At 41.5% G+C, this 25842-nt stretch carries 26 protein-coding genes and 1 pseudogene; 16 read left to right on the top strand and 11 right to left on the bottom strand.

What is annotated here, in order from left to right:
* Nucleotides 1-201: pseudogene (locus AC5RDS_RS12240) on the bottom strand (DDE transposase); the annotation flags it as partial.
* Between the two features lie 283 nt (nucleotides 202-484).
* Between AC5RDS_RS12240 and AC5RDS_RS12235 the strand changes: the two are divergent.
* Nucleotides 485-658 (top strand): hypothetical protein, encoded by a 174-nt coding sequence (locus AC5RDS_RS12235; RefSeq protein ID WP_229091374.1) that lies wholly within the window; start codon nucleotides 485-487, stop codon nucleotides 656-658.
* 61 nt (nucleotides 659-719) lie between these two features.
* Entirely contained in the window at nucleotides 720-1229 is a 510-nt protein-coding gene (locus AC5RDS_RS12230) for a RagB/SusD family nutrient uptake outer membrane protein (RefSeq protein ID WP_494222356.1), read from the top strand.
* A 211-nt stretch (nucleotides 1230-1440) separates the two neighbouring features.
* On the opposite strand, the gene rbp is transcribed toward AC5RDS_RS12230, so the two are convergent.
* Nucleotides 1441-1761, bottom strand: a complete 321-nt coding sequence (gene rbp / locus AC5RDS_RS12225) for an RNA-binding regulator (RefSeq protein WP_013611009.1) — start codon at nucleotides 1759-1761, stop codon at nucleotides 1441-1443.
* 243 nt (nucleotides 1762-2004) lie between these two features.
* Here rbp and AC5RDS_RS12220 point away from each other — a divergent pair, with 243 nt between their 5' ends.
* Nucleotides 2005-2772, top strand: a complete 768-nt coding sequence (locus AC5RDS_RS12220) for a YaaA family protein (protein WP_013611010.1) — start codon at nucleotides 2005-2007, stop codon at nucleotides 2770-2772.
* A gap of 78 nt (nucleotides 2773-2850) precedes the next feature.
* Here AC5RDS_RS12220 and buk read toward each other — a convergent pair whose 3' ends face one another.
* The 3 genes from buk to AC5RDS_RS12205 form a co-directional block, all read right to left on the bottom strand.
* Nucleotides 2851-3921 (bottom strand): butyrate kinase, encoded by a 1071-nt coding sequence (gene buk, locus AC5RDS_RS12215; RefSeq protein WP_013611011.1) that lies wholly within the window; start codon nucleotides 3919-3921, stop codon nucleotides 2851-2853.
* Between the two features lie 103 nt (nucleotides 3922-4024).
* Nucleotides 4025-5368, bottom strand: a complete 1344-nt coding sequence (locus AC5RDS_RS12210; RefSeq protein WP_022160885.1) for a serine hydrolase domain-containing protein — start codon at nucleotides 5366-5368, stop codon at nucleotides 4025-4027.
* A 150-nt stretch (nucleotides 5369-5518) separates the two neighbouring features.
* Nucleotides 5519-6304: an aminotransferase class IV gene (locus tag AC5RDS_RS12205; RefSeq protein ID WP_013611013.1), complete on the bottom strand. Its 786-nt coding sequence runs from the start codon at nucleotides 6302-6304 to the stop codon at nucleotides 5519-5521.
* Between the two features lie 101 nt (nucleotides 6305-6405).
* On the opposite strand from AC5RDS_RS12205, the gene AC5RDS_RS12200 reads away from it, so the two are divergent.
* The 6 genes from AC5RDS_RS12200 to AC5RDS_RS12175 are packed head-to-tail and all read left to right on the top strand — an operon-like array spanning nucleotide 6406 to nucleotide 12043.
* Nucleotides 6406-6897 (top strand): hypothetical protein, encoded by a 492-nt coding sequence (locus AC5RDS_RS12200; protein ID WP_013611014.1) that lies wholly within the window; start codon nucleotides 6406-6408, stop codon nucleotides 6895-6897.
* Nucleotides 6887-7720: a Rossmann-like and DUF2520 domain-containing protein gene (locus AC5RDS_RS12195; protein WP_013611015.1), complete on the top strand. Its 834-nt coding sequence runs from the start codon at nucleotides 6887-6889 to the stop codon at nucleotides 7718-7720. The genes AC5RDS_RS12200 and AC5RDS_RS12195 overlap by 11 nt, the downstream gene beginning before the upstream one ends.
* Before the next feature lie 12 nt (nucleotides 7721-7732).
* Entirely contained in the window at nucleotides 7733-8266 is a 534-nt protein-coding gene (locus AC5RDS_RS12190; RefSeq protein ID WP_013611016.1) for a KdsC family phosphatase, read from the top strand.
* Between the two features lie 38 nt (nucleotides 8267-8304).
* Nucleotides 8305-9258, top strand: a complete 954-nt coding sequence (locus AC5RDS_RS12185; protein ID WP_013611017.1) for a geranylgeranylglycerol-phosphate geranylgeranyltransferase — start codon at nucleotides 8305-8307, stop codon at nucleotides 9256-9258.
* 26 nt (nucleotides 9259-9284) lie between these two features.
* Complete coding sequence (locus AC5RDS_RS12180) at nucleotides 9285-9860, top strand: Maf family nucleotide pyrophosphatase (protein WP_013611018.1); 576 nt, start codon at nucleotides 9285-9287, stop codon at nucleotides 9858-9860.
* A 29-nt stretch (nucleotides 9861-9889) separates the two neighbouring features.
* The gene (locus AC5RDS_RS12175) at nucleotides 9890-12043 is read left to right on the top strand and encodes a S46 family peptidase (protein WP_013611019.1); all 2154 of its coding nucleotides are present in this window, start codon (nucleotides 9890-9892) and stop codon (nucleotides 12041-12043) included.
* A gap of 58 nt (nucleotides 12044-12101) precedes the next feature.
* Here AC5RDS_RS12175 and AC5RDS_RS12170 read toward each other — a convergent pair whose 3' ends face one another.
* From AC5RDS_RS12170 to AC5RDS_RS12155, 4 genes are all read right to left on the bottom strand, one after another.
* Nucleotides 12102-12743, bottom strand: a complete 642-nt coding sequence (locus tag AC5RDS_RS12170) for a superoxide dismutase (protein WP_022160889.1) — start codon at nucleotides 12741-12743, stop codon at nucleotides 12102-12104.
* 128 nt (nucleotides 12744-12871) lie between these two features.
* Nucleotides 12872-13561, bottom strand: coding sequence for a hypothetical protein (locus AC5RDS_RS12165; RefSeq protein ID WP_288792024.1), 690 nt, complete (start codon nucleotides 13559-13561; stop codon nucleotides 12872-12874).
* A gap of 17 nt (nucleotides 13562-13578) precedes the next feature.
* Nucleotides 13579-15708: a TonB-dependent receptor gene (locus AC5RDS_RS12160; protein ID WP_195328879.1), complete on the bottom strand. Its 2130-nt coding sequence runs from the start codon at nucleotides 15706-15708 to the stop codon at nucleotides 13579-13581.
* A 61-nt stretch (nucleotides 15709-15769) separates the two neighbouring features.
* Complete coding sequence (locus AC5RDS_RS12155; RefSeq protein ID WP_147347663.1) at nucleotides 15770-16078, bottom strand: hypothetical protein; 309 nt, start codon at nucleotides 16076-16078, stop codon at nucleotides 15770-15772.
* A 159-nt stretch (nucleotides 16079-16237) separates the two neighbouring features.
* Between AC5RDS_RS12155 and AC5RDS_RS12150 the strand changes: the two genes are divergently transcribed.
* The 3 genes from AC5RDS_RS12150 to gpmA all read left to right on the top strand — a co-directional run bounded on the left by AC5RDS_RS12150 (nucleotide 16238) and on the right by gpmA (nucleotide 18094).
* Complete coding sequence (locus AC5RDS_RS12150) at nucleotides 16238-16663, top strand: Fur family transcriptional regulator (RefSeq protein ID WP_013611023.1); 426 nt, start codon at nucleotides 16238-16240, stop codon at nucleotides 16661-16663.
* 41 nt (nucleotides 16664-16704) lie between these two features.
* Complete coding sequence (locus AC5RDS_RS12145; RefSeq protein ID WP_013611024.1) at nucleotides 16705-17256, top strand: ferritin family protein; 552 nt, start codon at nucleotides 16705-16707, stop codon at nucleotides 17254-17256.
* A 91-nt stretch (nucleotides 17257-17347) separates the two neighbouring features.
* A complete protein-coding gene (gene gpmA / locus AC5RDS_RS12140; RefSeq protein WP_013611025.1) occupies nucleotides 17348-18094 on the top strand; it encodes a 2,3-diphosphoglycerate-dependent phosphoglycerate mutase in 747 nt (248 codons plus the stop codon).
* 142 nt (nucleotides 18095-18236) lie between these two features.
* Here gpmA and AC5RDS_RS12135 read toward each other — a convergent pair whose 3' ends face one another.
* Nucleotides 18237-19298, bottom strand: coding sequence for a class I fructose-bisphosphate aldolase (locus AC5RDS_RS12135; RefSeq protein WP_013611026.1), 1062 nt, complete (start codon nucleotides 19296-19298; stop codon nucleotides 18237-18239).
* A gap of 57 nt (nucleotides 19299-19355) precedes the next feature.
* Nucleotides 19356-20075 carry an SAM-dependent methyltransferase gene (locus tag AC5RDS_RS12130; protein ID WP_217774064.1) on the bottom strand — a complete coding sequence of 240 codons (720 nt, stop codon included), beginning with the start codon at nucleotides 20073-20075 and terminating at the stop codon, nucleotides 19356-19358.
* A gap of 104 nt (nucleotides 20076-20179) precedes the next feature.
* On the opposite strand from AC5RDS_RS12130, the gene AC5RDS_RS12125 reads away from it, so the two are divergent.
* From AC5RDS_RS12125 to AC5RDS_RS12110, 4 genes are all read left to right on the top strand, one after another.
* The gene (locus AC5RDS_RS12125; protein WP_013611028.1) at nucleotides 20180-20971 is read left to right on the top strand and encodes an MBL fold metallo-hydrolase; all 792 of its coding nucleotides are present in this window, start codon (nucleotides 20180-20182) and stop codon (nucleotides 20969-20971) included.
* Between the two features lie 124 nt (nucleotides 20972-21095).
* Entirely contained in the window at nucleotides 21096-23618 is a 2523-nt protein-coding gene (gene gyrA / locus AC5RDS_RS12120; protein WP_118103035.1) for a DNA gyrase subunit A, read from the top strand.
* Nucleotides 23619-23675: 57 nt separating this feature from the next.
* Entirely contained in the window at nucleotides 23676-24848 is a 1173-nt protein-coding gene (locus AC5RDS_RS12115) for a tetratricopeptide repeat protein (protein ID WP_118122170.1), read from the top strand.
* A gap of 184 nt (nucleotides 24849-25032) precedes the next feature.
* Nucleotides 25033-25842, top strand: a complete 810-nt coding sequence (locus AC5RDS_RS12110; protein WP_013611031.1) for an SDR family oxidoreductase — start codon at nucleotides 25033-25035, stop codon at nucleotides 25840-25842.

The raw sequence follows: 25842 nt of genomic DNA, 5'->3' as shown, positions 1-25842 counted from the left end.
GGAATCGGCAGCCACGCATCTTACCCTCACATTCATGAGCTTCTGCTGCATGCGGATACAGTCCTTCAGGCGTATACCTTCGTTGAAAGCCTTGAACGAAAGGTGTTCGATGAACGATATGCCGTCTATCTGTATGTTGTTGACCTTCGCACCGAACTCGACGGACTTTGTTTCCTTGCCTCTTACAATGCAATGATAGTAGCCGCACTGCTTTTTGTCGGCAGAAGAGGGGAAACAACTTCTTCGGGGTGCTGTTCTACACAATCACAAACGGAAATAACTCCTTCAGGCTGCTGCGGAAACATCGAAAACAGTGATAACGCAGAAGAACCGTCTTCTTGTTGCGGCTCGCCCCAGCCGGCGACGTGCTGTCCATCGGAAACAGAGCGTAATCCATCTAATAGTTGTTGCGGAAATTAACTTTTGAAAATGACAAATAATTCAATAATCTGATTTAGTTTTTAATTCATAAAATCATTCATACATGAACTCTTTAATTGTAACATTGGAATACTTTGTATTCATCACGTTTGAGCTGATTGCGCTGTTCATGCTGATCAGTGCGGCAGTGGAAATCATCCTGATGTACATCCCGCAGGAAAAAATCAAGAAATGGCTTTCGGGACGCGGCATTTTTGGTAATGTGATGGCAGCCTGATTCGGTGCGCTGACACCGTTCTGCGCCTGTTCCACCATCCCGATGACCGTCGGGTTCCTCAATGCCGGTGTACCAAGGACAAACGGTCCGGAATTGTATCAAATGGTCTGACCAGCAATGGTTGAAACCTGCCTGGTGTCATACGTATAGCCGTTTTTATTACGGTACATGTAGTATTATCGGTATGACTACGGCAGAAATGTACCTGATCAAAGCCGAATGTCTGGCTCGTAGCGGAAAGACCGGGGAGGCTGCCGAACTATTGAAAATGCTCCGCCGAACACGCTTTATGAATGAAAATGCAGCCAATAATATCGGTGGAAATGTGCAGGACATTTTGGATGAACGTATGCGTGAAATGGGCGCAGAATGGCGTTTTTTTGATATCAAGCGGTTGAATGGAGCGGAAAATGCAGGTATCGCTATCCGGCGCAAGATACTCTCCGATATTACCGACCCGAATTCCGTAACCGAATTGGTTATCACTCCCGATGATCCCCGTTGGGCTTTACCTTTCAATCCTCAAGAAGCTGAAAACATGGGATGGCGACAAAATGAAGGGTGGGAATAGAGAGGTTTATAAAGTTCCTGAACCCTGCGGATGCTTTTTTACAGCCATTGGTATGGCCGATCGGGATCGGAGGTTCCGTTAAGAAGGTACCGCAGGGGCTACAGAATTTATAAACTTTAAAATACCGGGCTGCGTTACTTCTGAACTGCACTCCAAAAGTTTTATGTCTAACTTTCGGGGTGCAGTTCAGAATGAGACAGCCTCCACAACTTTAGTATCTTCTTTCTTTGCGTTCACCGTTGAAGTTGTTGTTACGGTGGAAACCGCCACGATTTCCTGCAGGACGTTCTGTTCTAGGACGAGCTACAGTTACGTTGATTACTTTTCCATCATATTCAGCCTGATTCAGTTCGTCGATAGCTTTTTGTCCTTGTGCATCGTCAGCCATTTCTACGAAACCAAAGCCACGTGATCTACCGGTTTCACGATCAGTAATTACCTTTGCAGAGGAAATTTCTCCATATTCCCCAAATAAATCTTTTAAGTCGCCATCATTTACGGCATAACTTAAATTTGAAATGTAAATGTTCATTAAGTATAAAACTTTATTGTCTAAAAATAAATTCGAAATGAGGTTGATAGCTGAAGGAAAGTCTACTTAACGATACATTATACATGAAGGCAAGTCGCTTTAAATACAAACTGATTCAATTCTCAAATACCTCGCAAAGATAAGCTATTATTTTAAATACAACGAATTATTATCCGTGAAAAATCCATAACTTTACCCAATATGAATTTATTGGAAATTTTTTGTTAGTTAAAATCGAAATTTATGCTCATTATCCTTTCGCCGGCCAAAACTATGGATATGAAAACTTTGGGAGATACTTATCCGTTTACTTGGCCTTTATTTCAGCAAGATGCCGATCTGTTGGTTGGAAAAATGCAACAATATGGTGTTGAAGAATTGCAGAAATTACTGAAAGTCAGCAAATCTCTGGCAGAGGAAAATTACAACCGTTATCAAAAATTCGATCAGGCGGACACGCCAATGAAACAAGCCCTTTTTGCCTATAACGGGAGTGTGTTCAAAACCATGCAAACCGACACGATTCCAGTGGCCGATCTCGGCTACATTCAGGACCACCTGCGGATTGTTTCTGTGCTGTATGGTTTACTCCGCCCGTTGGATCTGATAAAAGCTTACCGGCTTGCATATACGTTAAAATTGAAAGGGCTGAACCTGAAAAATTTGTATGAATATTGGCTTCCCAAACTAACAGCTCCCCTGATCGGCGATGTGAAGCGTTCGGGTGGAATATTGATCAATCTGGCCAGTTTGGATGTATGGGGAGCTTTCGATGAGAAAGAACTCCGGGCACAAGTGAGAGTGATAACTCCGGAATTTCAGGAATGGCGGAATGGAAAATATGAAACGATTCGTACTTATGCCAAACAAGCCAGGGGAGCGATGACCCGTTATATTTTGCTTCATCGTCTCGAAACTCCGGAAGAAATAATCCGGTTCGAGTGGGAGGGATTTCAGTTTAATAAAGAGATCTCGGATACAGAAAGATATATTTTTACCCGAGCCAGATAAGAAAAAGCCGATTTTAGATTTTAAACAAACGGCTATCGAAGCTTAGCAGTTATTTAAAACCTAAAATCGGAACTAAAATCAGGCATAAGTTTTTGCCTGCATTTCTCCACGTAACACCATCAGGCCATTCATAGCCAAAGCCCGCATTTCATCCTCTCCCGGATAAACCTTCACGGGGGCGATAAAGCCGACCATACGGGTAATATAATCGGTGATGGGTTTGCCATAAGCAATACCTCCGGTCAGTAAAATAGCATCAACTTTCCCTTTCAACACAGCTGCCATAGCTCCGATTTCTTTCCCGATCTGGTAACACATGGCATCCTGAATCATACCATATTCTGCATCTACCGGTGCTTTCTCTTCCACCAGCCGCATATCGTTCGTTCCCAAATAAGCAACGACTCCGCCGTTCCCTTTCAGCATTTTCTTGACTTCGGCCTTTGATTTTCCACTAAAACACAATTCGACCAAAGCACCTGTCGGAAGACCTCCCGAGCGTTCAGGGGAGAAGGGACCGTCTCCGTCCAGGGCATTATTGACATCGACGACACGTCCGCAACAATGTGCACCGACCGAGACTCCACCTCCCATATGGGCGACGATCAGGTTCATTTCTTCGTATTTTTTCCCGACTTCCCGTGCATAGGTTCGTGCAATGACTTTCTGATTCAAAGCATGGAAAATAGATACCCTGGAAAGGGCAGGGTGACCGGAAAGCCGGGCGATCGGATCCAGTTCATCCACAACAACCGGGTCTGCGATATAGGCTTTAGTTCCGTTATGCATTTCACGTACGATATCCCGGGCGATCAATCCTCCCAGATTCGAAGCATGCTCTCCCATTACCGGATACTCCAGATCATGAGCCAAGGCATCATTTACCTCATAGATTCCCGATTCGATCGGTTTAACTAAACCGCCTCTGCCAACGATTGCATGAAAGCCGTGAATGTCCCAACCTGCTTGCTGCAATTCGGATAAAATGATATTCTTCCGGAATTGGAATTGTGAAGCGACGGTTGCATAAGGACTCAGTTCCTCGGCTGTATGACGGAGTGTTTTGGAAAAGATCTCTTTTTCATCTTCAAAAATCGCAATTTTTGTAGAGGTCGATCCCGGATTGATGGTTAAAATTTGAAATGACATACTTTCACTGTTGAGTTTAGATTATTAATTATTTTACTACAAAAGTTGTAAAATGAAATCAAAACTCAAAGAAAAGCAGCAATTTTATATTAATTTTAGGATATTAGCGAATAACCAGAAGTTTTTCATGATCGAATCGTTGCATTTCAAACAAATCGCGTTCGGGCCATGAATGGACAGAAGCCATAGCTTGTCTTACCGCATTGTCGATGTAATGAGGGAAACGCGAGCCCTTCCAGCTGCTGGTGTTGGTCAGGAATACCCACGAATAACCGTCTTTTTGCTTTTTCATCAATGCACTGGTACCTGCTAATGTACCGCTACGAAACCATTCTCCCCGGCTAGTCGTCTCTATCCAACCGATGGGGTAGGCACTGGGAACTTCCTGGGTCATGTAGTCGATCGACGCATCACTCAGCAGGTCGGGGATACCCGGATCTTTATCGATGACTGCCAGGAAACGTAAAAGTTCGGCTGGAGAAGCGACCCAACCACCTGCACCGTAGAGTTCTTCAATATTATTGCCACCGTTACTACGTGCAACCAATTTTCCGCTTCCATCACAAGCCTGAATCTGTTCTGCATTGGAAACTTCATAATATTTTACCTCATTAGGCAATTTATCATCATACAGATTTTTACCTAAATGCATGTCGAAACAACCGGCAGGACGCAAGATATGTCTTTTTACATAAAGTTCGTAATCTTCACCCGAGACCTTTTCTATCACTTTAGATAAGATGCCGTAACCGATATTGGAATAGCGGGCTCCGGAACCGGGAGTAAATCCCAATCTTCGGGAAAGCACGAATCGTATCATCGTATTCAGATCGGCAGGAGGAGGTACCTGCATTTTCCTGGCAATCTCAACCGGACAAAACATGGGGTCACCGTAGGCAATAGAAAATCCTCCCTGATGACGTAATAAATTTTCGACGGTGATTTTAGTCGTACGGGGGTCTTTTATATCTGAAAAAATGGTATCGTTTAAAATTCCCTCGGGACCGAAAACCCGATCCTGTAAAGTCAGTTTACCTTCTTCCTGCAACTTCATGATAGCCACGGCAGTAATTAACTTGGAGATAGAAGCTATCCGGAAAACATGCATGACATCCATGGGGACGTTTTCTTCTTCATCGGCAAAGCCATATCCTTTACTATAAATCAAACGATCGTTCTTCATCAAAGCAAAAGAAGCTCCCTTAATTTCCCATTTTTGCATAAATTTTCGGATTATCCGATCGAATTTCAAGGTGATGTCCAATTCAGAGTCATTGTTATTAATAACTTGATTTGCAGGGAAAAGCATAAGCGAATCGGAGGAAAGGGTTGAAGATAACAAGGTCGTATCTTCAGCCGGGGAAAATATACTCTCTTCCAGACTCATTCTCCAGGGCTTTACAAAAATAATCAGTCCGGCGACCAGTATCAATATAATATATTTCATTACTTATTTTAATGTTGTAATGAGCGGATCTCATACACAAGATGCTCATCGAACGAGTTTTAATACCATTATTTTGCAATATTATAAAAAAGATGACTTTTATAAAACTTTTGGGGAATAAAAACTTCTTAATATTACCTAAAAGTGGCTTTAACACTCTTCAAGCAATCTGAAATAATATTTCATCAGTTCTTGTAATAATGGTAATCCGGGATCGAAACGAAGTTCATCGATTCGGTTGATTGGCAAAATTAGAGGAGAAGTCCCGGACAGAAAAGCAGCATCATACCGGGCTAATTCAGAGACAGGAATACGCTTTTCAATGATCGGAAACCGATGTTTATGGCAAATATCGAATACTCTTTTCCGGCTTGTGCCGGGAAGAACATACTCTAAAGGGGCAGTAAAGATGACATTGTCCCCGATAAAGAACACATTGGAACGGGAACCTTCTGTGATATATCCTTCTTTATCGACCAATAAGACCTCGTACACCTGTTTTTGTTTTATCAGTCGGTTCGTACGTGTCCGTAAATCCGTATTGATGTATTTTACACCGGGATTTTCACGCATGGCGGAATAAGTCAGGGTCGGAACTCCTTGTTTATAATCTTCGGAAGTGGGATAAGCATGCGGAATTTGGAAAATATATTCATCCGGTTTGCCCGATGTAAAATGCAGTACGTATTTCAGATTACCTTCGGTCATGTTTTCCAGCCGGATAAAATGCTGCAATTTATCCGGTAGGTTTAAATCTTCCACATGAATATCGATGTTTGATTTTTTTAGTGAATTATCCAATCTTAAGAGATTATCTTTTAAGAAGATGGGATTCCCTTTAAAAATCCGGATCACTTCGTATATGCTCAGGCCCTTTTCAAATATTTTTTCTGAAAATCCGGCCTCTGATGTAACAAGGTTATTCTGTAAAATCATGGCTTTACAATATTCAAATCGTTTATTCGTATAAGTTTTTACAAAGATACAAAATACCTATTTCCGTTTCTCAATAATTTGGCGTAATTTTGGGCACATTTATGGAGAATAGCTTACAAATACAACAGATCGAGCTGTTCCTGGAAGAGGTGATTATCCGGGAGCTGGGTAAAATGCAGGAAATAGAAATTTCTTATATGCCATTTGTATTGATGGGACAGGCGATCGAGGTATTGGGCGGCTTTCTGGACAATAAACCGATGAAAGCGAAAGGACAGTCTTCCCGTCGGTTTTCAAATAGTGTAAACCGGTTGTTCGGAGGAAGATATCGTTTGTTGAACGATAAGCTTTATTTATATGATAAATTGCGCAACCAAATGACACATACATTTATTCCAGGAGGGGATTTGTTGCTTTTAAACCATGCAGATCCTGCCGGTCGTTATCAGCATTTACAGTATTCCGGAGGAAAATTAGTTTTAATAGCCGACGTGTTTTATCAGGATATTTGTCAGGCTTGCCGGCGTTTGGTGAATCATTTGAAGGAAGGCCGGATAAAACCGAAAAATATAGCATTTGAGAATGAAGGATAAACGGATCATATTGATCGGAGCAGGGAATGTCGCTCATCATTTAGCTCCTGCCTTATTGAAAGCAGGGTTGAATTTGTGTCAGATTTATAGCCGGAGTATCGAATCGGCCCGGGAATTAGGCAGGAAAACCGGTATTACTTATACTGCTGATCTTTTCGGTATCTATCCGGATGGGGATATTTATATTTTTTGTGTAAGTGACGATGCATTACTCTCACTGTTCAAGAGTATCCGGATCAATAAAGAGGCTATAATCCTGCATACGTCCGGCAGTTTGCCCATGGATATTTTTAAGCCCTATGTCACTTATTACGGAGTTTTGTATCCTTTACAGACTTTTACCAAAAAGAGGGATCTGGATTTTAAAGAGATCCCCTTGTGTATCGAGGCTTCGAATCCGGAGGTTCTGGAAGTGCTCCGGGGATTGACAAGACTCTTGTCGGTGAGAGTAGAGGAAATTTCTTCAGAGAAAAGGAAAACTTTGCACTTGGCTGCAGTCTTTGCCAATAATTTCGTCAATCATTTATACGGTATTGCCGGGCAGATTTTGGAACAGGAAGGATTGGATTTCAGTTTATTACGCCCTTTGATTTTTGAAACGGCTCACAAAGTCATGCTGATGACTCCCGAAAATGCCCAGACAGGTCCTGCCCGCCGGGGAGATGAGTCGATCCTGGGTATGCATAAGGCGATGCTGAAAGATAACCGGAAATTATTAAATTTGTATACCCAACTTTCTGATTCTATCCGTGCTTCCGTATTGAAGTCTGCCGAACAGAAAGCGGAGAGCGATAATAAACCTTTAATGTTAACTTTGTGGTAATCAAAATAGAAAATGAAATTTTTTAAAGACGAACTTAAAAAAATACGGGCTTTTGTATTCGATGTCGACGGAGTATTGTCACATCAATCCCAAAATCTCACACCGGACGGAGAATTGATAAGAACTTCCTGTACGAAAGACGGATATGCCATTATGTACGCTATCCGGAAAGGGTATATCATTGCCGTTATTTCGGGAGGTGGGGCACCGGGCGTACGCGAACGTTTGGAGAAATTAGGAGTCAGACCGGAGGATATTTATCTCAAAGTCGCTAATAAAACAGAGGCTTTAGCAGAAATCGAACAACGTTATTCGCTGGACAAAGAAGCCATTATGTATATGGGCGACGACATTCCGGATTATAAAGTGATGACCCAAGTCGGATTACCGGTTTGCCCGCTGGATGCTTGCGAGGAAATCAAATCGGTTGCCAGGTATATTTCTGATATCACTGGAGGAGACGGATGTGTAAGAGATGTTATTTCCCAGGTGCTGAAAGCGAAGGGAGATTGGATGGATACCAACTGTTATGTAAAAAGCATGTAAATTGAAGAAAAAGTTTATTTATATAATAATAAGTAAGTATGTATGAGATACTTCGGTTAATACGGATTCGTACCATTGCTTTTGCAGCTCTGACGATGTATGCCATGCGTTATCTGGTCATTCGGCCGATGCTGGATATCAATGGATTGGCTTTACAAATGACCGGGTGGGCGTTTTTTCTGCTCGTTGTTGCCGTATGCTGTCTGATATCGGGGGCTTATGTGATCAACGATTATTTCGATACCAAAAGCGATCGGATTTCAGGAATTAAAAAGGTCGTTGTAGGAAAAAGCATTAGCCGGAGAGTGGCCATATCGTTACATACTGTACTTAACCTGTTTGCCGTTTCTATCGCCTTTTATCTGGGATTTGCCGTGGGAGTCTGGAAAATCGGAATCCTGTTCCTGTTGGTATCCGGAATCCTTTGGTTCTATTCTTCTACTTACAAGAAATATTTTTTGACGGGAAATTTGTTGGTGGGTATACTGGCTTCTTTGATTCCAATCAGTGCTATCGTTTACGAAATTCCGTTATTGAATATGGCTTATGCAGAACTCCTCATCGAAACCGGAACGAATTTTTTATACATGTTCGATTGGGTATTTGGATTCGCCTGGTTTATCTTTTTGAATACTTTGATGTATGAGATCAATAAGGATATATACACGGTAGAAGGAGACCGGGAAAACGGGAATCATACCATTCCTGTAAAGTTGGGAATCAGGGCGGCAGAAGGAATTATTACCGCTTTAGCAGGTGTAGCTATGATTTCGGCTGTGCTGGCCTATTTCGTCGAATTCTCAGCTTCTTTAGCCATACTGATTTACATCATCTTCGCTTTGTTGCTTCCTTATGGGATATATATCATCTCCATCTTGAGCGGTAAGCGGAAAAGACGCTTCCAATTGTGGCTGATTCGTCTGATTATGGTATTGTGTTTGGGTGTCAGTGTATTTTTAAGACATTTCTTTCTCCTTATTTTTGCAGATTGAACGATCGGATAATAAAAATAAGATCTATGGAATATAAATTAATATTGGCTTCGGCTTCTCCAAGACGGCATCAGTTGATGTGTGATGCCGGATTTAAGTTTGAAGTAAGACTAAAACATACGGAAGAAATCTGGCCTGAGGGATTGGCCGTAGAGGAGGTTCCGGAATATCTGGCTGGTTTGAAAGCCAAAGCGTTCGACGGGGAACTGAAAGAAGGTGAGTTATTGATTACAGCCGATACCGTGGTCTGCTTGGATGCGAAGATACTCGGCAAGCCTGAAAACCGGGAACATGCAATCGAAATGCTACATCGATTATCGGGAAGAAAACATCAGGTTATCACCGGAGTGTGTCTGACCACGCTTCAGGAACACCGTTCCTTTTCTGCCTATACGGACGTCTATTTCAAAACTTTGTCGGATCAGGAAATTACCTGTTATGTAGATACCTATAAACCTTTCGATAAGGCAGGTGCTTATGGAATACAGGAATGGATCGGTTACATCGGGATTGAAAGAATAGAAGGTTCTTTTTATAATGTCATGGGACTACCGGTTCAACAACTGTACGAAGCTTTGAGACGTTTTCCGAAGAAATCATAACATAAATTATAAACAATAAAACCAAATCTATGAAGAAAAAAGCTCTGTTTTTAGTTCTGGCTTTATGGATGAGCTGGATAGGTTGTTATGCCGACGAAGGCATGTGGATTCCCATGTTGTTGAAGAAATACAATATCGAAGACATGCAAAAAGAGGGGTTCAAACTGACCGCAGAAGATATTTACGATATTAATAAAGCCTCTTTAAAAGATGCCGTTATCGGTCTGGGTCGGGAAGGGCAGCCTTTTTTTCATTTTTGTACCGGTGAAATCATCAGCAACGAAGGACTGGTAGTAACCAATCACCATTGTTCCTTCGACATGATTCAGAACCACAGTAGTTTGGAACACAACTACCTGAGAGATGGTTTTTGGGCTAAGACCAAAGCAGAGGAATTGGCTAATCCGGGAGTGACAGCTTCTATTTTAGTCCGCATGGAGGATGTGACTGAAAAAGTGAAGGCACAATTATCTCCGGAAATGACCGAACAAGAAAAGAATGCAAAGATTACCTCCATTTGTAAACAATTGGAAGCAGAAGCAGTCAAAGGGACTAACCTAATGGCGAATATTAAGCCATATTTTAATGGGAATCAATATTTTATGTCGGTATTTAAAATTTACAAAGACGTTCGTTTAGTAGGCGCACCACCATCGGCTATCGGTAAATTCGGAGGAGATACCGACAACTGGATGTGGCCGAGACATACCGGAGATTTTTCGGTATTGCGTATCTATGCCGATGCGAATAATGAACCTGCGGCTTATTCGGCCGACAACAAACCCTACCGTCCGGCGACTTTCTTCAAAATTTCCAATAAAGGGGTACAGGAAGGAGATTTTACGATGGTTTTCGGATATCCCGGGACTACTAATGAATACCTGACTTCTTATGCGATAGAACAGCTTCAGAACATAGAAAATCCGCATAAGATAGCTATCCGTACGGCAAAATTGAATATCATCAACGACGCCATGGAATCGGATGAATTGCTGCGGATCAAATATGCTTCCAAAGCTGCCAGTGTTGCGAATGCCTGGAAAAAGTGGCAGGGAGAAACCAAAGGGCTGAAAAGATTCAATACGATTGCCTTGAAACAACAGCAGGAAAAAGAATTTCTACAATGGGCTGCAGATAAAAAAGAATACAATAGCTTACTGAATCAGTACAAGGAACTCTATCAGAAGAGAAAAGACCTGATACTGGCCGCTTCTTATCTTAATGAAGCCGGTAAACGAGGTGCCGAGATCGTTGGCTGGGCAGCCGATATTTATAAAAAACTGAACGTTTCTGCCGAAAAGCTAGAGGAAGCCAAAGAGCAACTGAAAGCAGAAGCTGAGGAGTTTTATAAGGATTATGATGCAGCTACCGATCAGAAAATCCTGGTGGAGATGTTGCGGCTTTATAATCAGAACCTGACTCCGGACTGGATTCCGGAAGAAGTGCAACTGGCTAACCGGAAAAAAGGCATCGAAGCTTATGTACAGACGCTTTTCTCTAAATCTATACTTGCAGATCAGGAAAATACGATGAAACTCATCGCGCAAGCTACTCCGGATACCTATAAAAAGTTAGAGAAAGATCCGGCTTACCGTCTATCGCTTTCGATGAATACTTTTTATGCGCAAAATATATTTCCCGAATTAGCTAAAATAGAAAAAGAAATTACCCGCTTAAATCAAATTTGGCTTGCCGGTTTGATGGAAATGCAGCCGGATAAAACCTTTTATGCAGACGCCAACTCTACACTGAGGGTCGCTTACGGAAAAGTACAGGGCTATTCGCCATGTGATGCGGTTTATTACAAACATTATACGACTTTAAATGGGATTATGGAAAAAGATAATCCTGAAATCTATGATTATAATGTTCCGCAACGGTTGAGAGAGATTTATCAGAATCAAGATTTCGGAAATTATACCCAAAACGGAGAAATTCCGGTTTGTTTTATAGCCACCAATCATACTACCGGTGGAAATTCCGGTAGTCCGGTTTTAAATGCCGAAGGCCACTTGATCGGTCTGAACTTCGACCGGGCTTGGGATGGCGTGATGTCGGATATGCAATATGACGCTGAAATATGCCGGAACATTTCGGTGGATATCCGCTATGTCCTTTTTATCATCGATAAATTAGCCGGAGCCAGTCATCTGATCGACGAGATGGTCATTGTTACCGATTAAAAAAAACGCTCATCTGTCTAAGCTTTGGGGCAGATGAGCGTTTTTTTAGTTCTGTTTTTTATTTTACTCTTTTCTCTACAACTTCCCAGTTGACTATTTGCCAGAAATTTTCAATGTATTTTGCTCTTGCATTTTGTGTGTCGAGGTAGTAAGCATGCTCCCAGACATCCATGGTTAACAAGGGATATTTACCGTTTTTCAATGGATTTTCGGCATTCGGAGCCGGCCAAATCTCTAATTTATCATCTTCCTGTACCAACCATACCCAGCCTGATCCGAAGAGAGCCGTTCCGGCTTGGGTGAATTTTTCCTTGAAATCCTCGAAACTGCCGAAATTTTTTTCCAGCAGATTGCTTAATTTGCCTCGGGGAGCCTGTGCTCCGGAATGGTGCAGGGCTTCGAAATAAAAATAATGATTAAAAACCTGAGCTGCATTATTGAATAAACCGCCGGACGCTTTCTTGATGATTTCATGGATCGGCTGATCGTCGAATTGAGTTCCGGCCTTCAATTTGTTGGTATTGTCGATATAAGCAGCCAAATGTTTACCATAATGGAATTTGACCGTCTTTTCGCTGATATAAGGTTCCAGACTATTTTCTGCGTAGGGCAGAGGTTGAAGGGTAAACTTATTGTCTTTATCTCTGGTGTTAACTTCTTTGCATGAAAGCAAACCGCAATGACAAGATTCTGTATTCATAATAAATAAGATTTGATAGTTGATATTAGTATTAATACGTAACGATAAAATTCAATGTTTCTAAAGTAATACAAAAAAAACGGTTGAATGAGTATTTCAACCGTTTTTTTTGTATTTGTAATCCTCTGTTATGCATAATCCAACTCATCCAACATAAGTACAAAGCCGATTTCTATTTTACGGATTTGTGTCAAAATTTCTCCCAGCTGATTTTTTACCTCTTTCATAATCATGGCTTCCATGCCTTCCGGCATCTGGCTGAAATCTATTTCCATCATATCGACGATCATAGCGGCAATCTGATTTTCCATCATGGAATAAATCACCTGAAGGTAAACTTTATCGAAATACATCGTCATCTGTTTTCCCCGGATATCGTACCTGAAACTGATAGCAGGAATATTGGCCGCTTTATCTCCCATCAGATGCGCCATGACCTCTTTGTCTAAAGTAATCTGCAAATAATTACCCGATAACTCGTAGGTTCCGGGGAGATTGTACACGTCACCATCTTTCATCCGGGCTGAAATGATCAGCTGCTTATTTTCTTTAAACTGGATTCCCTTGAAATAGGCTCCCATTTTTTCGGTTGCCATGGCATTGAACATAGCTTTAAACTCTGTCACAGCGATTTTCTTTTCATAATACGGTTTCATGCCGATACGAATGGTATCGCTGGCATACTCGAATGCAAAATGGGGTTTTTCGTATGCCCCGTATCTATTGGCCAGATCGGGTGTATCCTTATCGTCGTCGTTACAGGATATCGTGCAAAACGCAACAAAGCTTATCAGGAATAAAGAGATTAATGTTTTCATATTCAAAGTTTTAATAATTAAATTTTAAAAGTAACAGAAGCACCGAAGCGGGCAGGGGCTCCGGATTGTCCCATATCGTTATAGATCGGTAATTTTTGACCGACAGGATTGTTCAGCATATAAGTAAAGAAAGCTTTATCCAGTATGTTCTTCCCCCATATCCTAAAATCGGCGTATTTACCCGAAATAGAAAGATCCAGATTCCACAAAAAATAAGGTTTTTGTTTCAGCAGATTGGCTTCATCGAAATATTGTGTCCCGAATCCAGTCACAGTCGTTGAAGCGGCAAATGAACGAAAACAGGAAGTTTTAACCGCTTTCTGGTAAATGAAACCCGTATTGCCTGTAAACTCAGGAGCCATGACGATCCGATTGCCTTCATGGGATTTATCCAGATTGTGGTAATATTCAGCATGGCTATATCCGGCCGATAGTATATAAGTGAGATTAGGCAAAAATTCCCAGCGCAAATCCATTTCACCTCCCAGACTATGAGCATCACCGGCATTCTTTATGCCAGGTCCCATCATTCCCATGACGAAGATCTGCTGGTCTTTCCAATCGATGTAGAACAGAGCAGCATTCAGATTGAATTTATAATCGGAACTGAAATATTTCATACCGATCTCATAATTCCAAAGTTTCTCTTCATCATAGCGGAGATCGACCACCTGTGAGCTCATCTCATTGACGATAATGTTGTAGCCCCCGGCTTTATAGCCTTTAGAAACACTCAAATATAAAGACAGGTTATCGTTCCATCTCTGTAAAAGTGAAAACTTGGGTAACCAGGTTTTAAAACCTTTATCTTCCTTCGAATCGTGGTAACTTGTATATTGTTGTTGTCCACTGAACAACAAACTATCCCGGTAGTTCAATTCCGATTTTTCGTAATCATACCGCAAACCTGCCGTCAGGGACATACCCGGCCATATTTCCTTTAGGGTTACCTGACCGTATCCGGCTATTCCCCAGGTTACCGTATTATTATGGTACTTAGCGTTATCCAAAGCCATGGGCAATAAATAAGCCTTGTCTTTCCCAAAGGTCGCCAGATAACGATTCGTCAGATCTTTATAAAAACCGAAAGCCCCGGCAGTCCAATCGACATGCCGGTTTTCATTCGACTGGATATTGAACTCCTGAGTCAGTAAGTTCTGCCTGGATTTTTTACCGTTATCGAATACATCCAGATAAGTAAAATCTGCATCGAGCATCTGTCTGTCCTGCGTCCGGGAATAAGAAGTGACCGTATTAAAAGCAAGTCTTTGCCATTTCTTTTTCAAATTCAGATAGGAAGAAAGCAGGTCGCGCTTATAAGAAGAAGGTATATTGTAATTTACCGTATAGCGATGTACTTTCAACGAATCGATCGCAGCATAGGCATAACCTCCGTCGAAGGAATGGTTGAAGTTTATACCGAAACCAATTTTCCAGTTATTTTTCGTAAATACATTCCCCTGATAACGAATATTATAGGAGTCCGAAGGATTGGATTTCCGGTCTTGTTCATAGTGATTTTTGAAATAGCCTTCAGACTTATTGTACGAGAAAGACAATTTATTATATAAACGTTTCCAGGGAAGGTTCAGGACTAAATTATAATTTTGTGACCGGTAACTGGAATATCCTATTTTTACCTGTGCAGCGAATACATCCGACGGGGGATTGGTGTTTATATTGATCAAACCGTTGATACTATTACGCCCGTACAAGGTCGTTTGAGGTCCGCGCAGCACTTCGATTTGCCGGATGTCGTATAAATCGAAGACAAAGGCGTTCTTATCGAATACGGGTACACCGTCTACATAAAGTCCGACAGGTGGGGTACCCGAAACAGTACCGATACCGCGGATATAGAGGGGAGTTGATAATTTTAACCCTCCTTCCTGCATATAAAAATTAGGAACTATTCCGGAAATATTCCGTAAATCCGGATTGTTCTCTCCGGGAATAGAACGGGGGGTAATGACCGTTAAAGCGGTCGGAATATCACCTGGATTCAGTTCTCTCTTTTCGGCGGTAACGACTACTTCTTGTAATTCTCTTACTATATTGTAGGTGGAATCCGTCGATAAAACGGACATTTGTTGCGCAGAAAGTCCACTATATAGTAATACACCAATAATGCAAAAAATAAAACGCATATTGAATTTTTTTTAATTAAAAAACGATGTTGGTAAAATTCGGGCAGCCGAATAAATAAGTTTAAACAGTTGCAGGAGGTGCCCGTAAAAGCAGGTGGGTAAGGGCAGGAGAGAGGTAAAAAACGGATTGAAATAACGGAAGATCCGGCTTGCAGTCACAGAATACCTCTGCCTTGGAATAAGTTTCTTGTTCTTGTTTTTCAACCTGATAAAAGTAAGCCTTTTCAAAAGAAGATGTTCCGGTTTGTTGATACACAACAGCTTCCGGGAGTATTGGATCGACTTCCGGACTACCTGCAGCGCCTCTGAAATAAAAACACACGATCAAAAAGGCCGGAACCAGCAGGTAAATAAATAGGTGTGCTGACATTCCCAGAAAAAACATGTTACAAAACTACAAATAAAATGGAAGGATAGAGTAAAAATAGCAGATTAATTTTTTCCTCTAAAAAACATTGAAATTTTTGTTTTTTATAAAAAAGTTGTAATTTTGTATTCGTTATAAATTTGTAATGATTACAATTTAACAATGAATACAAATATCAATGCACGGGATTATTTGGAAAAGTGTGGGATTAAACCTTCTTTGCAACGGATAGCTATTGTAGAATATCTGATGGAAAACCGTATTCATCCTACTGCCGACGATATATATCATGCATTGTGTATCCAAGTACCTACTTTGTCTAAAACGACGGTATACAATACGATGCGTCTGTTTGCCGAGCAAGGAGCGGTACTTCCACTGGTTATCGACGATAAAAATGTTCGGTTCGACATCGATACTTCCTGTCATGCTCATTTCCAGTGTTGTGCGTGTAATCGGGTGTTCGATATTCCGGTTGAAAAAATAGGATTATTAAATACCAAACAGATCGGGGATTTGTATGTCACGGAAACCCATCTTTATTATAAAGGATATTGTAAAGCTTGTAGAAATAAAACGGCAGGGTAGTACCCCCTTTAAATTATATTAATCAATAAAATCAAGACGTTATGAAAAAGTTTATCTGTACGGTATGTGGTTATGTTTATGAAGGTGAAGAAGCTCCTGAATTCTGTCCTCAGTGTAAAGTTCCAAGAAGTAAATTCAAAGAATTGGTTGAAACCGAAGGTGCTTTAACTTTTGCAGACGAACATGTGATCGGTGTAGCTAAAGGAGTAGATGCTGAAGTTTTAGAAGGACTGAAAGCTCATTTCACTGGAGAATGTACCGAAGTAGGGATGTATTTGGCTATGAGTCGTCAGGCAGACCGGGAAGGTTATCCGGAAGTGGCGGAAGCTTTCAAGCGTTATGCCTGGGAAGAAGCAGAACATGCAGCTAAATTTTGTGAGTTGCTCGGCGAATGTGTCTGGGATACCGAGACCAACCTGAAAAAAAGAATGGAAGCTGAAGCCGGTGCTTGTGAAGACAAGAAGAGAATCGCTACGCTGGCTAAAAAACTCAACCTGGATGCTATCCACGATACCGTTCATGAAATGTGTAAAGACGAAGCCCGTCATGGAAAAGGGTTTGAAGGTCTGTACAACAGATATTTCAAAAAATAATCCCACATCCCGCGGGTAAGCTTTACCTGCGGGATATAAAACTCTGACGGGCCTTGCATCGTATGATTTAGAAACATTAAATCGAAATAGGATGAAAAGGATCGTTTTATTACGCCACGGAGAAAGTCTGTGGAATCAGGAAAATAAATTTACCGGCTGGACGGATGTCGATTTATCTCCCAAAGGGATTCAAGAAGCCATCAAAGCCGGAGATTTACTGAAAGAAAAGGGATTTGTATTCGACAAAGCCTATACTTCTTATCTGAAAAGAGCCATTAAAACACAGAATTATGTACTCGACCGTTTAGACCAGGATTGGATTCCGGTAGAGAAAAACTGGCGGCTGAACGAAAAACATTACGGGGCTCTGCAAGGACTCAATAAAAGTACGACTGCTGCCCGATACGGTGACGAACAAGTATTGATCTGGCGGCGAAGTTATGATATTCCGGCCCCGGCTTTATCACCGGAAGATCCACGGAATCCCCGATTCGATCCCAGATATAAAGATGTACCGCCAGCCTTATTGCCTGAAACAGAATCTTTGAAAGATACTGTCGAACGTATCTTACCTTATTGGAAAGAAGAAATATTTCCTTCATTGACACATATCGATCAAATTTTGGTTACTGCGCACGGAAACAGCTTGAGAGGAATCATTAAATACCTGAAAAATATTTCCGATGAAGATATCGTCGGTTTGAACCTTCCTACAGCCGTACCTTATGTTTTTGATTTCGACAATGACCTTCGCCTGATCAACGACTATTTTCTGGGAGATCCCGAAGAAATTAAGAAATTGATGGAAGCAGTAGCCAAACAAGGACAAAAAAAGTGAATCTTTTTTGTTTAAAGTTCCTCAATTCCCTGGACCCTATAGACGTGTCTCTACGGTTGCTGGTGTGACCGATCGGAAATAAAGTGCCAGTCCTGTAGGATCCAAGGAATTTATAAATTGAAAATCTGTCCATTTCTAATATTTAAGCCAGTTTAATATGGGAATCCAGATAGACATCCTGTATGGCATGTAATAATTGAACTCCTTCAGCCATTGGTTTTTGGAAGGCTTTTCGGCCTGAAATCAAGCCCATACCGCCGGCTCTTTTATTGACTACAGCGGTGATGACAGCTTCTTTTAAGTCACTTTCCCCGTGGGATTCCCCGCCCGAATTGATCAGGCCGATACGTCCCATATAACAATTAGCCACTTGATAGCGGCATAGATCGATCGGATGTTCGGAGGTTAATTCAGTGTACATCCGTTGATCGGATTTAGAATAATTCAAGGCAGAAAAACCACCGTTGTTCTCGGGAAGTTTCTGTTTTATGATATCTGCTTCTATACTCACGCCCAGATGATTTGCCTGCCCGGTCAGATCGGCTGCAACATGATAATCCTTACCGAATTTTTTGAATGCCGGATTCCGCAGATAACACCATAAAATGGTAAACATACCTAATTCATGCGCCTGACCGAATATTTTCGCAATTTCGACCAGTTGTCTGCGACTTTCCGGTGAACCGAAATAAATAGTCGCACCGATTCCGATGGCTCCCATATCCCAGGCTTCTTTGACCTGACCGAATAAAATCTGGTCGTATGAATTGGGATAACTAAGAAGTTCGTTGTGATTGATTTTTACTACAAACGGTATTTTATGGGCATACTTCCGGGCGACACTCCCCAAAACTCCGAAAGTAGAAACAACGGCATTACATCCTCCTTCAATAGCTAGTTTAACGATGTTTTCCGGATCGAAATACAGCGGATTAGGAGCGAAAGAAGCCCCTGCCGTGTGTTCGACCCCCTGATCTACCGGCAAAATGGATACATATCCGGTATTGGCCAATCTTCCCTGCATCAACAATCTCCGCATATTATTCAGGGTCGGGAGATTCCGGTCGCTATTCATCCAAACCTTTTCAATAACATCAGGCCCTGGAGTGTAGAGAAGTGATTTGTCGATCGTTTTACAAGAATGTCCTAAATAATATTCTTGCTTATCGCCAAGAATCTGGGCGATTCTGATAGATTTTTCCATAAACGAAATATTTTAGTTCATATTCGGTTTACGGTATTTTTTGCAGGTTGTTTCCGGTCAGCGGGTTTTAATTCCGGTAGAAGCATAGATCAGAAAGATTGCCGGCCGTTTATTGATATCCGGTTTCTGTTTCTTCCAATCCTGAATAGACATTGTTCTGATATATTCATTTTCAGTAGTAATATCACAAGCTATCGAAAGTAAAGTTTGAGGATGTAATACTTGAAGCATTTCTTCAAAAAGCTTCAGATTCCGGTAAGGGGTTTCGATAAAAATCTGGGTTCGGTTTTCAGCTTGTGACTGGCGTTCAAAATTTTTTAAGGCTTTATTTCTTTCGGGGCTCTTTACGGGCAGATAACCGTTAAATGAAAAATGCTGGCCGTTACAGCCCGAAGCGATTAAAGCCAACAAAATCGACGATGGACCGACCAGCGGCACAACTTGAATCGCTTTCCGATGGGCTAAAGCGACCAATTCTGCTCCGGGATCTGCGATTCCCGGACAACCGGCCTCTGAAATAATACCGACATCCTCTTTCTCCAGGTAAGGCAAACAAGCTTCGACTGCTTTGCGATCCGAATGTTCGTTTAATTCCAAAAAAGTCAATTTCTCCAAAACAATCGATTTATCGATCTGTTTCAAGAAACGACGGGTATTTTGGGGGTTTTCGCTGGCGAATATTTTTATATTTTTAATGCGGGCGATCACTTCGGAAGGTAACACCCCATGGATATTTGAATCTCCCAACGTATTGGGAATCAGAAATAATTTTCCCATATTAAAATTCAGAAATCGATAGACATTTTAGGAATTAAAATCTGTTCAAAGGTAACACCAATTTTGTAATATATGTTATCTTTGTGGAGACAATTTAAGACTGTATGAAATTAACTATTCTGGGAAGTGGAACATCACAGGGTATTCCCGTGATTGCTTGTGATTGTCCGGTATGCCGTTCAGCCGATCCACATGATAAACGGCTGAGAGCTTCTGCCATGCTGGATATAAAAGGAAAGAAAATTATTATAGATGCAGGACCCGATTTCCGGTATCAAATGCTCCGGAGTCAGGTGAAAGACCTGCGGGCGATATTACTGACCCATGGCCATAAAGACCATATCGGTGGCTTGGATGATGTGCGGGCTTTCAATTGGGTGAAACAAGGAGCTGTCGACGTATACGGTAACGAGGGAACCCGGGAAGTTGTATACAAAGATTTCTCTTATGCCTTCGCAGCTTTCCGTTATCCCGGTGTGCCTGAAATCAACTATCATGTGATCGACGACCGGCCTTTTTACATAGATGATATTCAAGTGGTTCCTATTCCGGTTTTGCATTATAAAATGCCCGTACTGGGATTTCGGATCGGTAATTTTGCTTATATCACCGATGCAAAAACAATCCCGGCCTCTTCCATGGAACGGCTGAAGGGGGTAGAATATCTGGTAATAAATGCACTTCGCAAGGAATTGCATATGTCTCACTTCAATTTAGAAGAAGCACTTACCATGATAGCCCGTATCCAGCCTAAAAGTGCTTTTTTGACCCATATCGGTCATCAAATGGGACTTTCGGCAGAGGTATCGAAAGAGTTGCCTGTTCAGGTAAAATTAGCATACGATACCCTGGAAATTGAAATTCCTGATCGGGAGATTTTCGAAAATCGATCGTAAAAAGAAGAGGTAAATTTCTTTTATAATGTCTGAATTTATTACATTTGTGTGATTTTTACAGAATTAGGGAAAAACAGTGTGGTTTTCCCTTTTATTTCTTTGATTAACAGTAATTTAAATATAGATGGAAAACGGCGGAGAAAAAATTATTAAAATCAACATTGAAGAGGAAATGAAATCATCTTACATTGACTATTCAATGTCGGTGATTGTTTCGCGGGCTTTACCAGATGTACGTGATGGTCTGAAACCCGTTCATAGACGAGTCTTGTTCGGTATGGATGAATTGGGATTGACCTCGGGTAAACCATACAAGAAGTCAGCTAGAATTGTAGGAGAGGTGTTGGGTAAGTATCATCCTCACGGCGATAGTTCCGTGTACATGGCTATGGTCCGGATGGCACAGGAATGGTCATTGCGCTATCCGTTGGTGGACGGTCAGGGAAACTTTGGCTCGGTAGACGGGGATAGTCCTGCTGCAATGCGTTATACGGAAGCACGTATGGCGAAAATTACTGAAGATATGTTGGTCGATATCGACAAGGATACCGTCGATATGATGGATAACTTCGACGGTTCGTTGAAAGAACCGACAGTTCTTCCGACCCGTATACCTTATTTATTAGTGAACGGAGCCTCGGGGATTGCCGTCGGTATGGCTACCAATATGCCGCCTCACAACATCAAAGACGCTATAGATGCTATTTGTGCTTATATCGATAATAACGATATCGACATCGAAGAGCTGATCAAAATTATTAAAGCTCCGGATTTTCCTACCGGTGGAACGATCTACGGATACAGTGGAGTACGTGAATCCTATCTGACCGGGAGGGGACGTGTCGTCATTCGTCCGAAAACTTCGGTAGAGGTGATGCCGAACGGTAGGGAAAAGTTGATCGTTCACGAAATCCCCTATATGGTCAACAAAGCAGAGTTGATTTCCCGGATTGCCGACCTGATCAACGAAAAGAAAATCGACGGTATCTCGAATATCAATGACGAATCCGACCGGGAAGGAATGCGTATCGTTATCGATATCAAGAAAGATGCGATTTCGAATGTGGTATTGAATACTTTATTGAAGCATACCGCCCTCCAATCTTCTTTCGGAGTAAATAACGTCGCTTTGGTTCACGGACGTCCGAGATTACTTAATCTGAAAGATATCATCCGTTACTTCGTAGAACACCGGCACGATGTGGTCGTTCGTCGTACTCAATTCGAATTGAGAAAAGCGGAAGAACGGGCACATATCCTGGAAGGTCTGATCATTGCTTCCGATCACATCGACGAAGTGATTCGTTTGATCCGGGCTTCAAAAACGCCTCAGGACGCTCAGACTGCCTTGATGGATGCGTTCAGTCTGACAGACAAACAAGCAGCAGCAATCGTCGCTATGCGTCTGGGGCAATTGACAGGGCTGGAACAAGATAAATTAAGGGCCGAATATGAAGATATCGAAAAACTGATCGCTCATTTGAACGACGTTCTGGCCCATGTCGAACTGAGAATGGAGATTATTAAGAACGAGTTGTTGGCTGTAAAAGCACAGTATGGGGACGACCGCCGGACAGATATCGTTTATGCTTCCGAAGAATTCAATCCGGAAGATTTTTATGCAGATGAAGAAATGGTGATCACGATTTCTCATATGGGTTATATTAAACGTACTCCGTTGTCCGAATATAAAGTGCAGAACCGGGGAGGAGTCGGATCGAAAGGTTCGGCTACACGGGATGAAGACTTCCTGGAACATATGATTATGGCCACCATGCACAATACCATGCTTTTCTTTACAGAAAAGGGAAAATGTTTCTGGCTGAAAGTATACGAAATACCCGAAGGTACGAAACAATCCAAAGGACGGGCAATCCAGAATCTATTGAATATAGAACCGGACGATAAAGTGAAAGCTTATATCAATCTGCTGGATTTAAAAGATTATGACTATATCAACAGCAATTATATCGTATTGTGTACCAAAAAAGGTATCATTAAGAAAACAACACTGGAGGCTTATTCACGTCCCCGTCAGAATGGAGTGAATGCCATTACCATCAAAGAGGGCGACCAGTTGCTGGAAGCTAAGCTGACCAATGGAGAGAATGACATCATGATTGCCGTAAAATCCGGTAAAGCCATTCGTTTTCCCGAGTCTAAGGTGCGGCCGATGGGACGTACCGCTTCGGGAGTCAGAGGAATCTGGATGGACGACGACGACGAAGCGATCGGTATGGTTTGTGTCGAGCCTAATAATGCCAATATTCTGGTTGTATCCGAAAATGGCTTCGGCAAACGCTCGGCGATCGAAGATTATCGGATCACTAATCGGGGCGGTAAAGGGGTCAAGACTATCAATATGACTGAAAAAACAGGTAATCTGATTGCGTTGATCGATGTAACGGATGAAGATAACCTGATGATTATCAATCGCTCGGGATTGACTATCCGGCTTGAAGTTTCTTCTTTGCGAGTGATGGGACGGAATACCCAGGGAGTGAAACTGATCAACTTAAGAAATGAGGATTCGATTGCTGCCGTAGCGAAAGTTTCTGCCGCGAAAGAGGAAGAGAATAGTGAGGTAGTTGCCGAGGAAGAAAGGGGAGAAGCAGAGCCGAACGGACAGTCTGAAGAAAATGTGTAACCAAGATCACGTAAAATACGTGGAATAGAAACATAAATTAATGTAAAATTTATACTTATGAGAAAATTATCCTTTATTATGATTTTACTTTTTTGTGCGACTTTTACGTATGCACAAAAAGGAAAAGTAACTCAGGCAATCAGTTATCTGACTTCGGGTAAATTGGATCAGGCCAAAAAATTAATCGATGAAGCGATGGGACATGAATCCTGTGTCGCCTGGGATAAGGCTTATTTCACTAAAGGCCAGATTTATCAGGCCCTATATGAAAGTCCTGTCGCAGATTACAAAAAATTAGATTCCGAAGCTGTAGAAAAAGCCTGGGAAGCTTATCAAAAAGTAATCGAATTGGATGTGAAGAAAAAATATCCCAAAAAGCTGGCAATTCAATATCGGAATTTAGCGATCGATTTCACCAACAGAGCTGCTGAACTTTACAATGCAAAAGAGTTTAAAAAGGCCTTGGCGTCTTTCAAAAGAGTACTTGAAATAAAAAGTTCGCCGATACTGACAGCAAACGGAGAAGTTTCCATCGACACCGCCGTTATTTATAATGCCGGTCTATGTGCTCAGCAAGCCGAAGAATATGCCGATGCTGAAAAATTCCTGAAAGAATCTATAAAATTGAATTACGAACCGGCTCAAAGTTATGCGATGTTGAGTAATGTTTTGAAACAACAAGGCAAAACCGATGAAGCACTGGAATATCTGCACAAAGGATACGAACAATATCCCGATAATGCGTATATGTTAGTGGAATTGATCAATCATTATTTATTGGGGGGTGAACCTGAAAAAGCTGAAGTTTATCTGGATGCGGCTATCAAACAAGATCCGAAAAATGCATCTTTTTACAGAGCTAAAGGTACATTATACGAAAAAACCGAGCGGCCGGCACAAGCAGAGGAAATGTATGTAAAAGCGTTGGAATTGGATCCGAAAGACTTTTTGGCTCAATACAATCTGGGAAATATTAAATTGACAGAAGCGATCAATTTCCATAAAAAAGTTCAGGATATAGTCGATGTCAACGAATATAATAAAGAATTGGAAAAAGTTTACATCGCTTATGAATCTGTCATTCCGTATTTTGAAAAAGCATTGGAACTCAGTCCGGATGAAAAAAATACCCTGGTAACTTTGAGAGAACTTTATTTCAAACTGAGAAATCAAAAACCTGAATATCAGCAGAGATATGATGAGATAAAACAAAAGCTCGAAGCACAGTAAAAATAAAGGGGATTTTCCACTCCCCTTTATTTTAAAATATCATTATTAACATAATATAAATTATAGGACAAATATTCCAGACTGAGTTTACCCCAATTCTTATTATAGATTTTAAATATTTGCTCAAAAAGATGTCAACAAAAATTATTATCTTTGTCCACATTGTTTTAACACACATCATACTATGCGGGATAAAGTCGTTATTATTACTGGTGCGTCGTCCGGAATTGGTAAAGCTTTAGCATACGAATTGGCACATCAAGGAGCTAAAGTTGTCTTAGCAGCAAGAAATATTGAGGAATTACTTCATATCGAACAAGATTTAAGACAGCAAGGAGCTGAGGTGTTGTCGGTACGTACCGATGTGACGAAAGAATTGGCTTGTAAAGAATTGATCGAACAAGCTTATGCCCGTTTCGGACGGATCGATGCTTTGATCAACAATGCCGGAATTTCTATGCGCGCTTTGTTGGAAGATCTGGAACCGGCAGTACTCCGCAAAGTAATGGATGTCAATTTCTGGGGAACCGTATATTGTTCGAAATATGCCTTACCTTATTTATTGGAATCCAAAGGAAGTTTGGTCGGAGTGATTTCTATTGCAGGATTTATAGGTCTGCCGGGACGTACAGGCTATGCGGCCAGTAAATTTGCCGTTCGTGGATTTTTGAATACCGTCCGGATCGAAAATATGAAAAAAGGACTTCATGTGATGGTGGCAGCCCCCGGTTTTACAGCTTCCAACATACGGAAAACTGCTTTGAATGCCAATGGACGGCAACAAGGAGAAAGTCCCCGGAACGAAAACAAAATGATGACTGCCGAGAAATGTGCTGCAATCATCGTGAAAGGAATCAGAAAAAGAAAAAGAGAAATTATAATGACTTTTGTAGAAGGTAAATTAGCCGTATTCTTAAGTAAATGGTTGCCGGGTTTAGTGGATCGGCTCAGTTATTCACTGATGGCAAAAGAACCGGATTCTCCTTTTAAATAA

The sequence above is a fragment of the Odoribacter sp. genome, assembly GCF_985060555.1.
This window is presented reverse-complemented; position numbering and strand designations above follow the sequence as displayed.

Excerpts from the sequence above, each read along its gene's own strand:
- AC5RDS_RS12150 (WP_013611023.1), top strand. The coding sequence starts at position 16,238 with ATGAATACAAATATCAATGCACGGGATTATTTGGAAAAGTGTGGGATT.
- AC5RDS_RS12145 (WP_013611024.1), top strand. The coding sequence starts at position 16,705 with ATGAAAAAGTTTATCTGTACGGTATGTGGTTATGTTTATGAAGGTGAA.
- AC5RDS_RS12185 (WP_013611017.1), top strand. The coding sequence starts at position 8,305 with ATGTATGAGATACTTCGGTTAATACGGATTCGTACCATTGCTTTTGCA.
- AC5RDS_RS12130 (WP_217774064.1), bottom strand. The coding sequence starts at position 20,075 with ATGGGAAAATTATTTCTGATTCCCAATACGTTGGGAGATTCAAATATC.
- AC5RDS_RS12220 (WP_013611010.1), top strand. The coding sequence starts at position 2,005 with ATGCTCATTATCCTTTCGCCGGCCAAAACTATGGATATGAAAACTTTG.
- AC5RDS_RS12210 (WP_022160885.1), bottom strand. The coding sequence starts at position 5,368 with ATGAAATATATTATATTGATACTGGTCGCCGGACTGATTATTTTTGTA.
- AC5RDS_RS12135 (WP_013611026.1), bottom strand. The coding sequence starts at position 19,298 with ATGGAAAAATCTATCAGAATCGCCCAGATTCTTGGCGATAAGCAAGAA.
- AC5RDS_RS12200 (WP_013611014.1), top strand. The coding sequence starts at position 6,406 with ATGGAGAATAGCTTACAAATACAACAGATCGAGCTGTTCCTGGAAGAG.
- AC5RDS_RS12235 (WP_229091374.1), top strand. The coding sequence starts at position 485 with ATGAACTCTTTAATTGTAACATTGGAATACTTTGTATTCATCACGTTT.
- gyrA (WP_118103035.1), top strand. The coding sequence starts at position 21,096 with ATGGAAAACGGCGGAGAAAAAATTATTAAAATCAACATTGAAGAGGAA.
- AC5RDS_RS12110 (WP_013611031.1), top strand. The coding sequence starts at position 25,033 with ATGCGGGATAAAGTCGTTATTATTACTGGTGCGTCGTCCGGAATTGGT.
- AC5RDS_RS12165 (WP_288792024.1), bottom strand. The coding sequence starts at position 13,561 with ATGAAAACATTAATCTCTTTATTCCTGATAAGCTTTGTTGCGTTTTGC.
- AC5RDS_RS12170 (WP_022160889.1), bottom strand. The coding sequence starts at position 12,743 with ATGAATACAGAATCTTGTCATTGCGGTTTGCTTTCATGCAAAGAAGTT.
- buk (WP_013611011.1), bottom strand. The coding sequence starts at position 3,921 with ATGTCATTTCAAATTTTAACCATCAATCCGGGATCGACCTCTACAAAA.
- AC5RDS_RS12155 (WP_147347663.1), bottom strand. The coding sequence starts at position 16,078 with ATGTCAGCACACCTATTTATTTACCTGCTGGTTCCGGCCTTTTTGATC.
- AC5RDS_RS12125 (WP_013611028.1), top strand. The coding sequence starts at position 20,180 with ATGAAATTAACTATTCTGGGAAGTGGAACATCACAGGGTATTCCCGTG.
- AC5RDS_RS12180 (WP_013611018.1), top strand. The coding sequence starts at position 9,285 with ATGGAATATAAATTAATATTGGCTTCGGCTTCTCCAAGACGGCATCAG.
- AC5RDS_RS12160 (WP_195328879.1), bottom strand. The coding sequence starts at position 15,708 with ATGCGTTTTATTTTTTGCATTATTGGTGTATTACTATATAGTGGACTT.
- AC5RDS_RS12230 (WP_494222356.1), top strand. The coding sequence starts at position 720 with ATGCCGGTGTACCAAGGACAAACGGTCCGGAATTGTATCAAATGGTCT.
- gpmA (WP_013611025.1), top strand. The coding sequence starts at position 17,348 with ATGAAAAGGATCGTTTTATTACGCCACGGAGAAAGTCTGTGGAATCAG.
- AC5RDS_RS12115 (WP_118122170.1), top strand. The coding sequence starts at position 23,676 with ATGAGAAAATTATCCTTTATTATGATTTTACTTTTTTGTGCGACTTTT.
- AC5RDS_RS12195 (WP_013611015.1), top strand. The coding sequence starts at position 6,887 with ATGAAGGATAAACGGATCATATTGATCGGAGCAGGGAATGTCGCTCAT.
- AC5RDS_RS12190 (WP_013611016.1), top strand. The coding sequence starts at position 7,733 with ATGAAATTTTTTAAAGACGAACTTAAAAAAATACGGGCTTTTGTATTC.
- AC5RDS_RS12175 (WP_013611019.1), top strand. The coding sequence starts at position 9,890 with ATGAAGAAAAAAGCTCTGTTTTTAGTTCTGGCTTTATGGATGAGCTGG.
- rbp (WP_013611009.1), bottom strand. The coding sequence starts at position 1,761 with ATGAACATTTACATTTCAAATTTAAGTTATGCCGTAAATGATGGCGAC.
- AC5RDS_RS12205 (WP_013611013.1), bottom strand. The coding sequence starts at position 6,304 with ATGATTTTACAGAATAACCTTGTTACATCAGAGGCCGGATTTTCAGAA.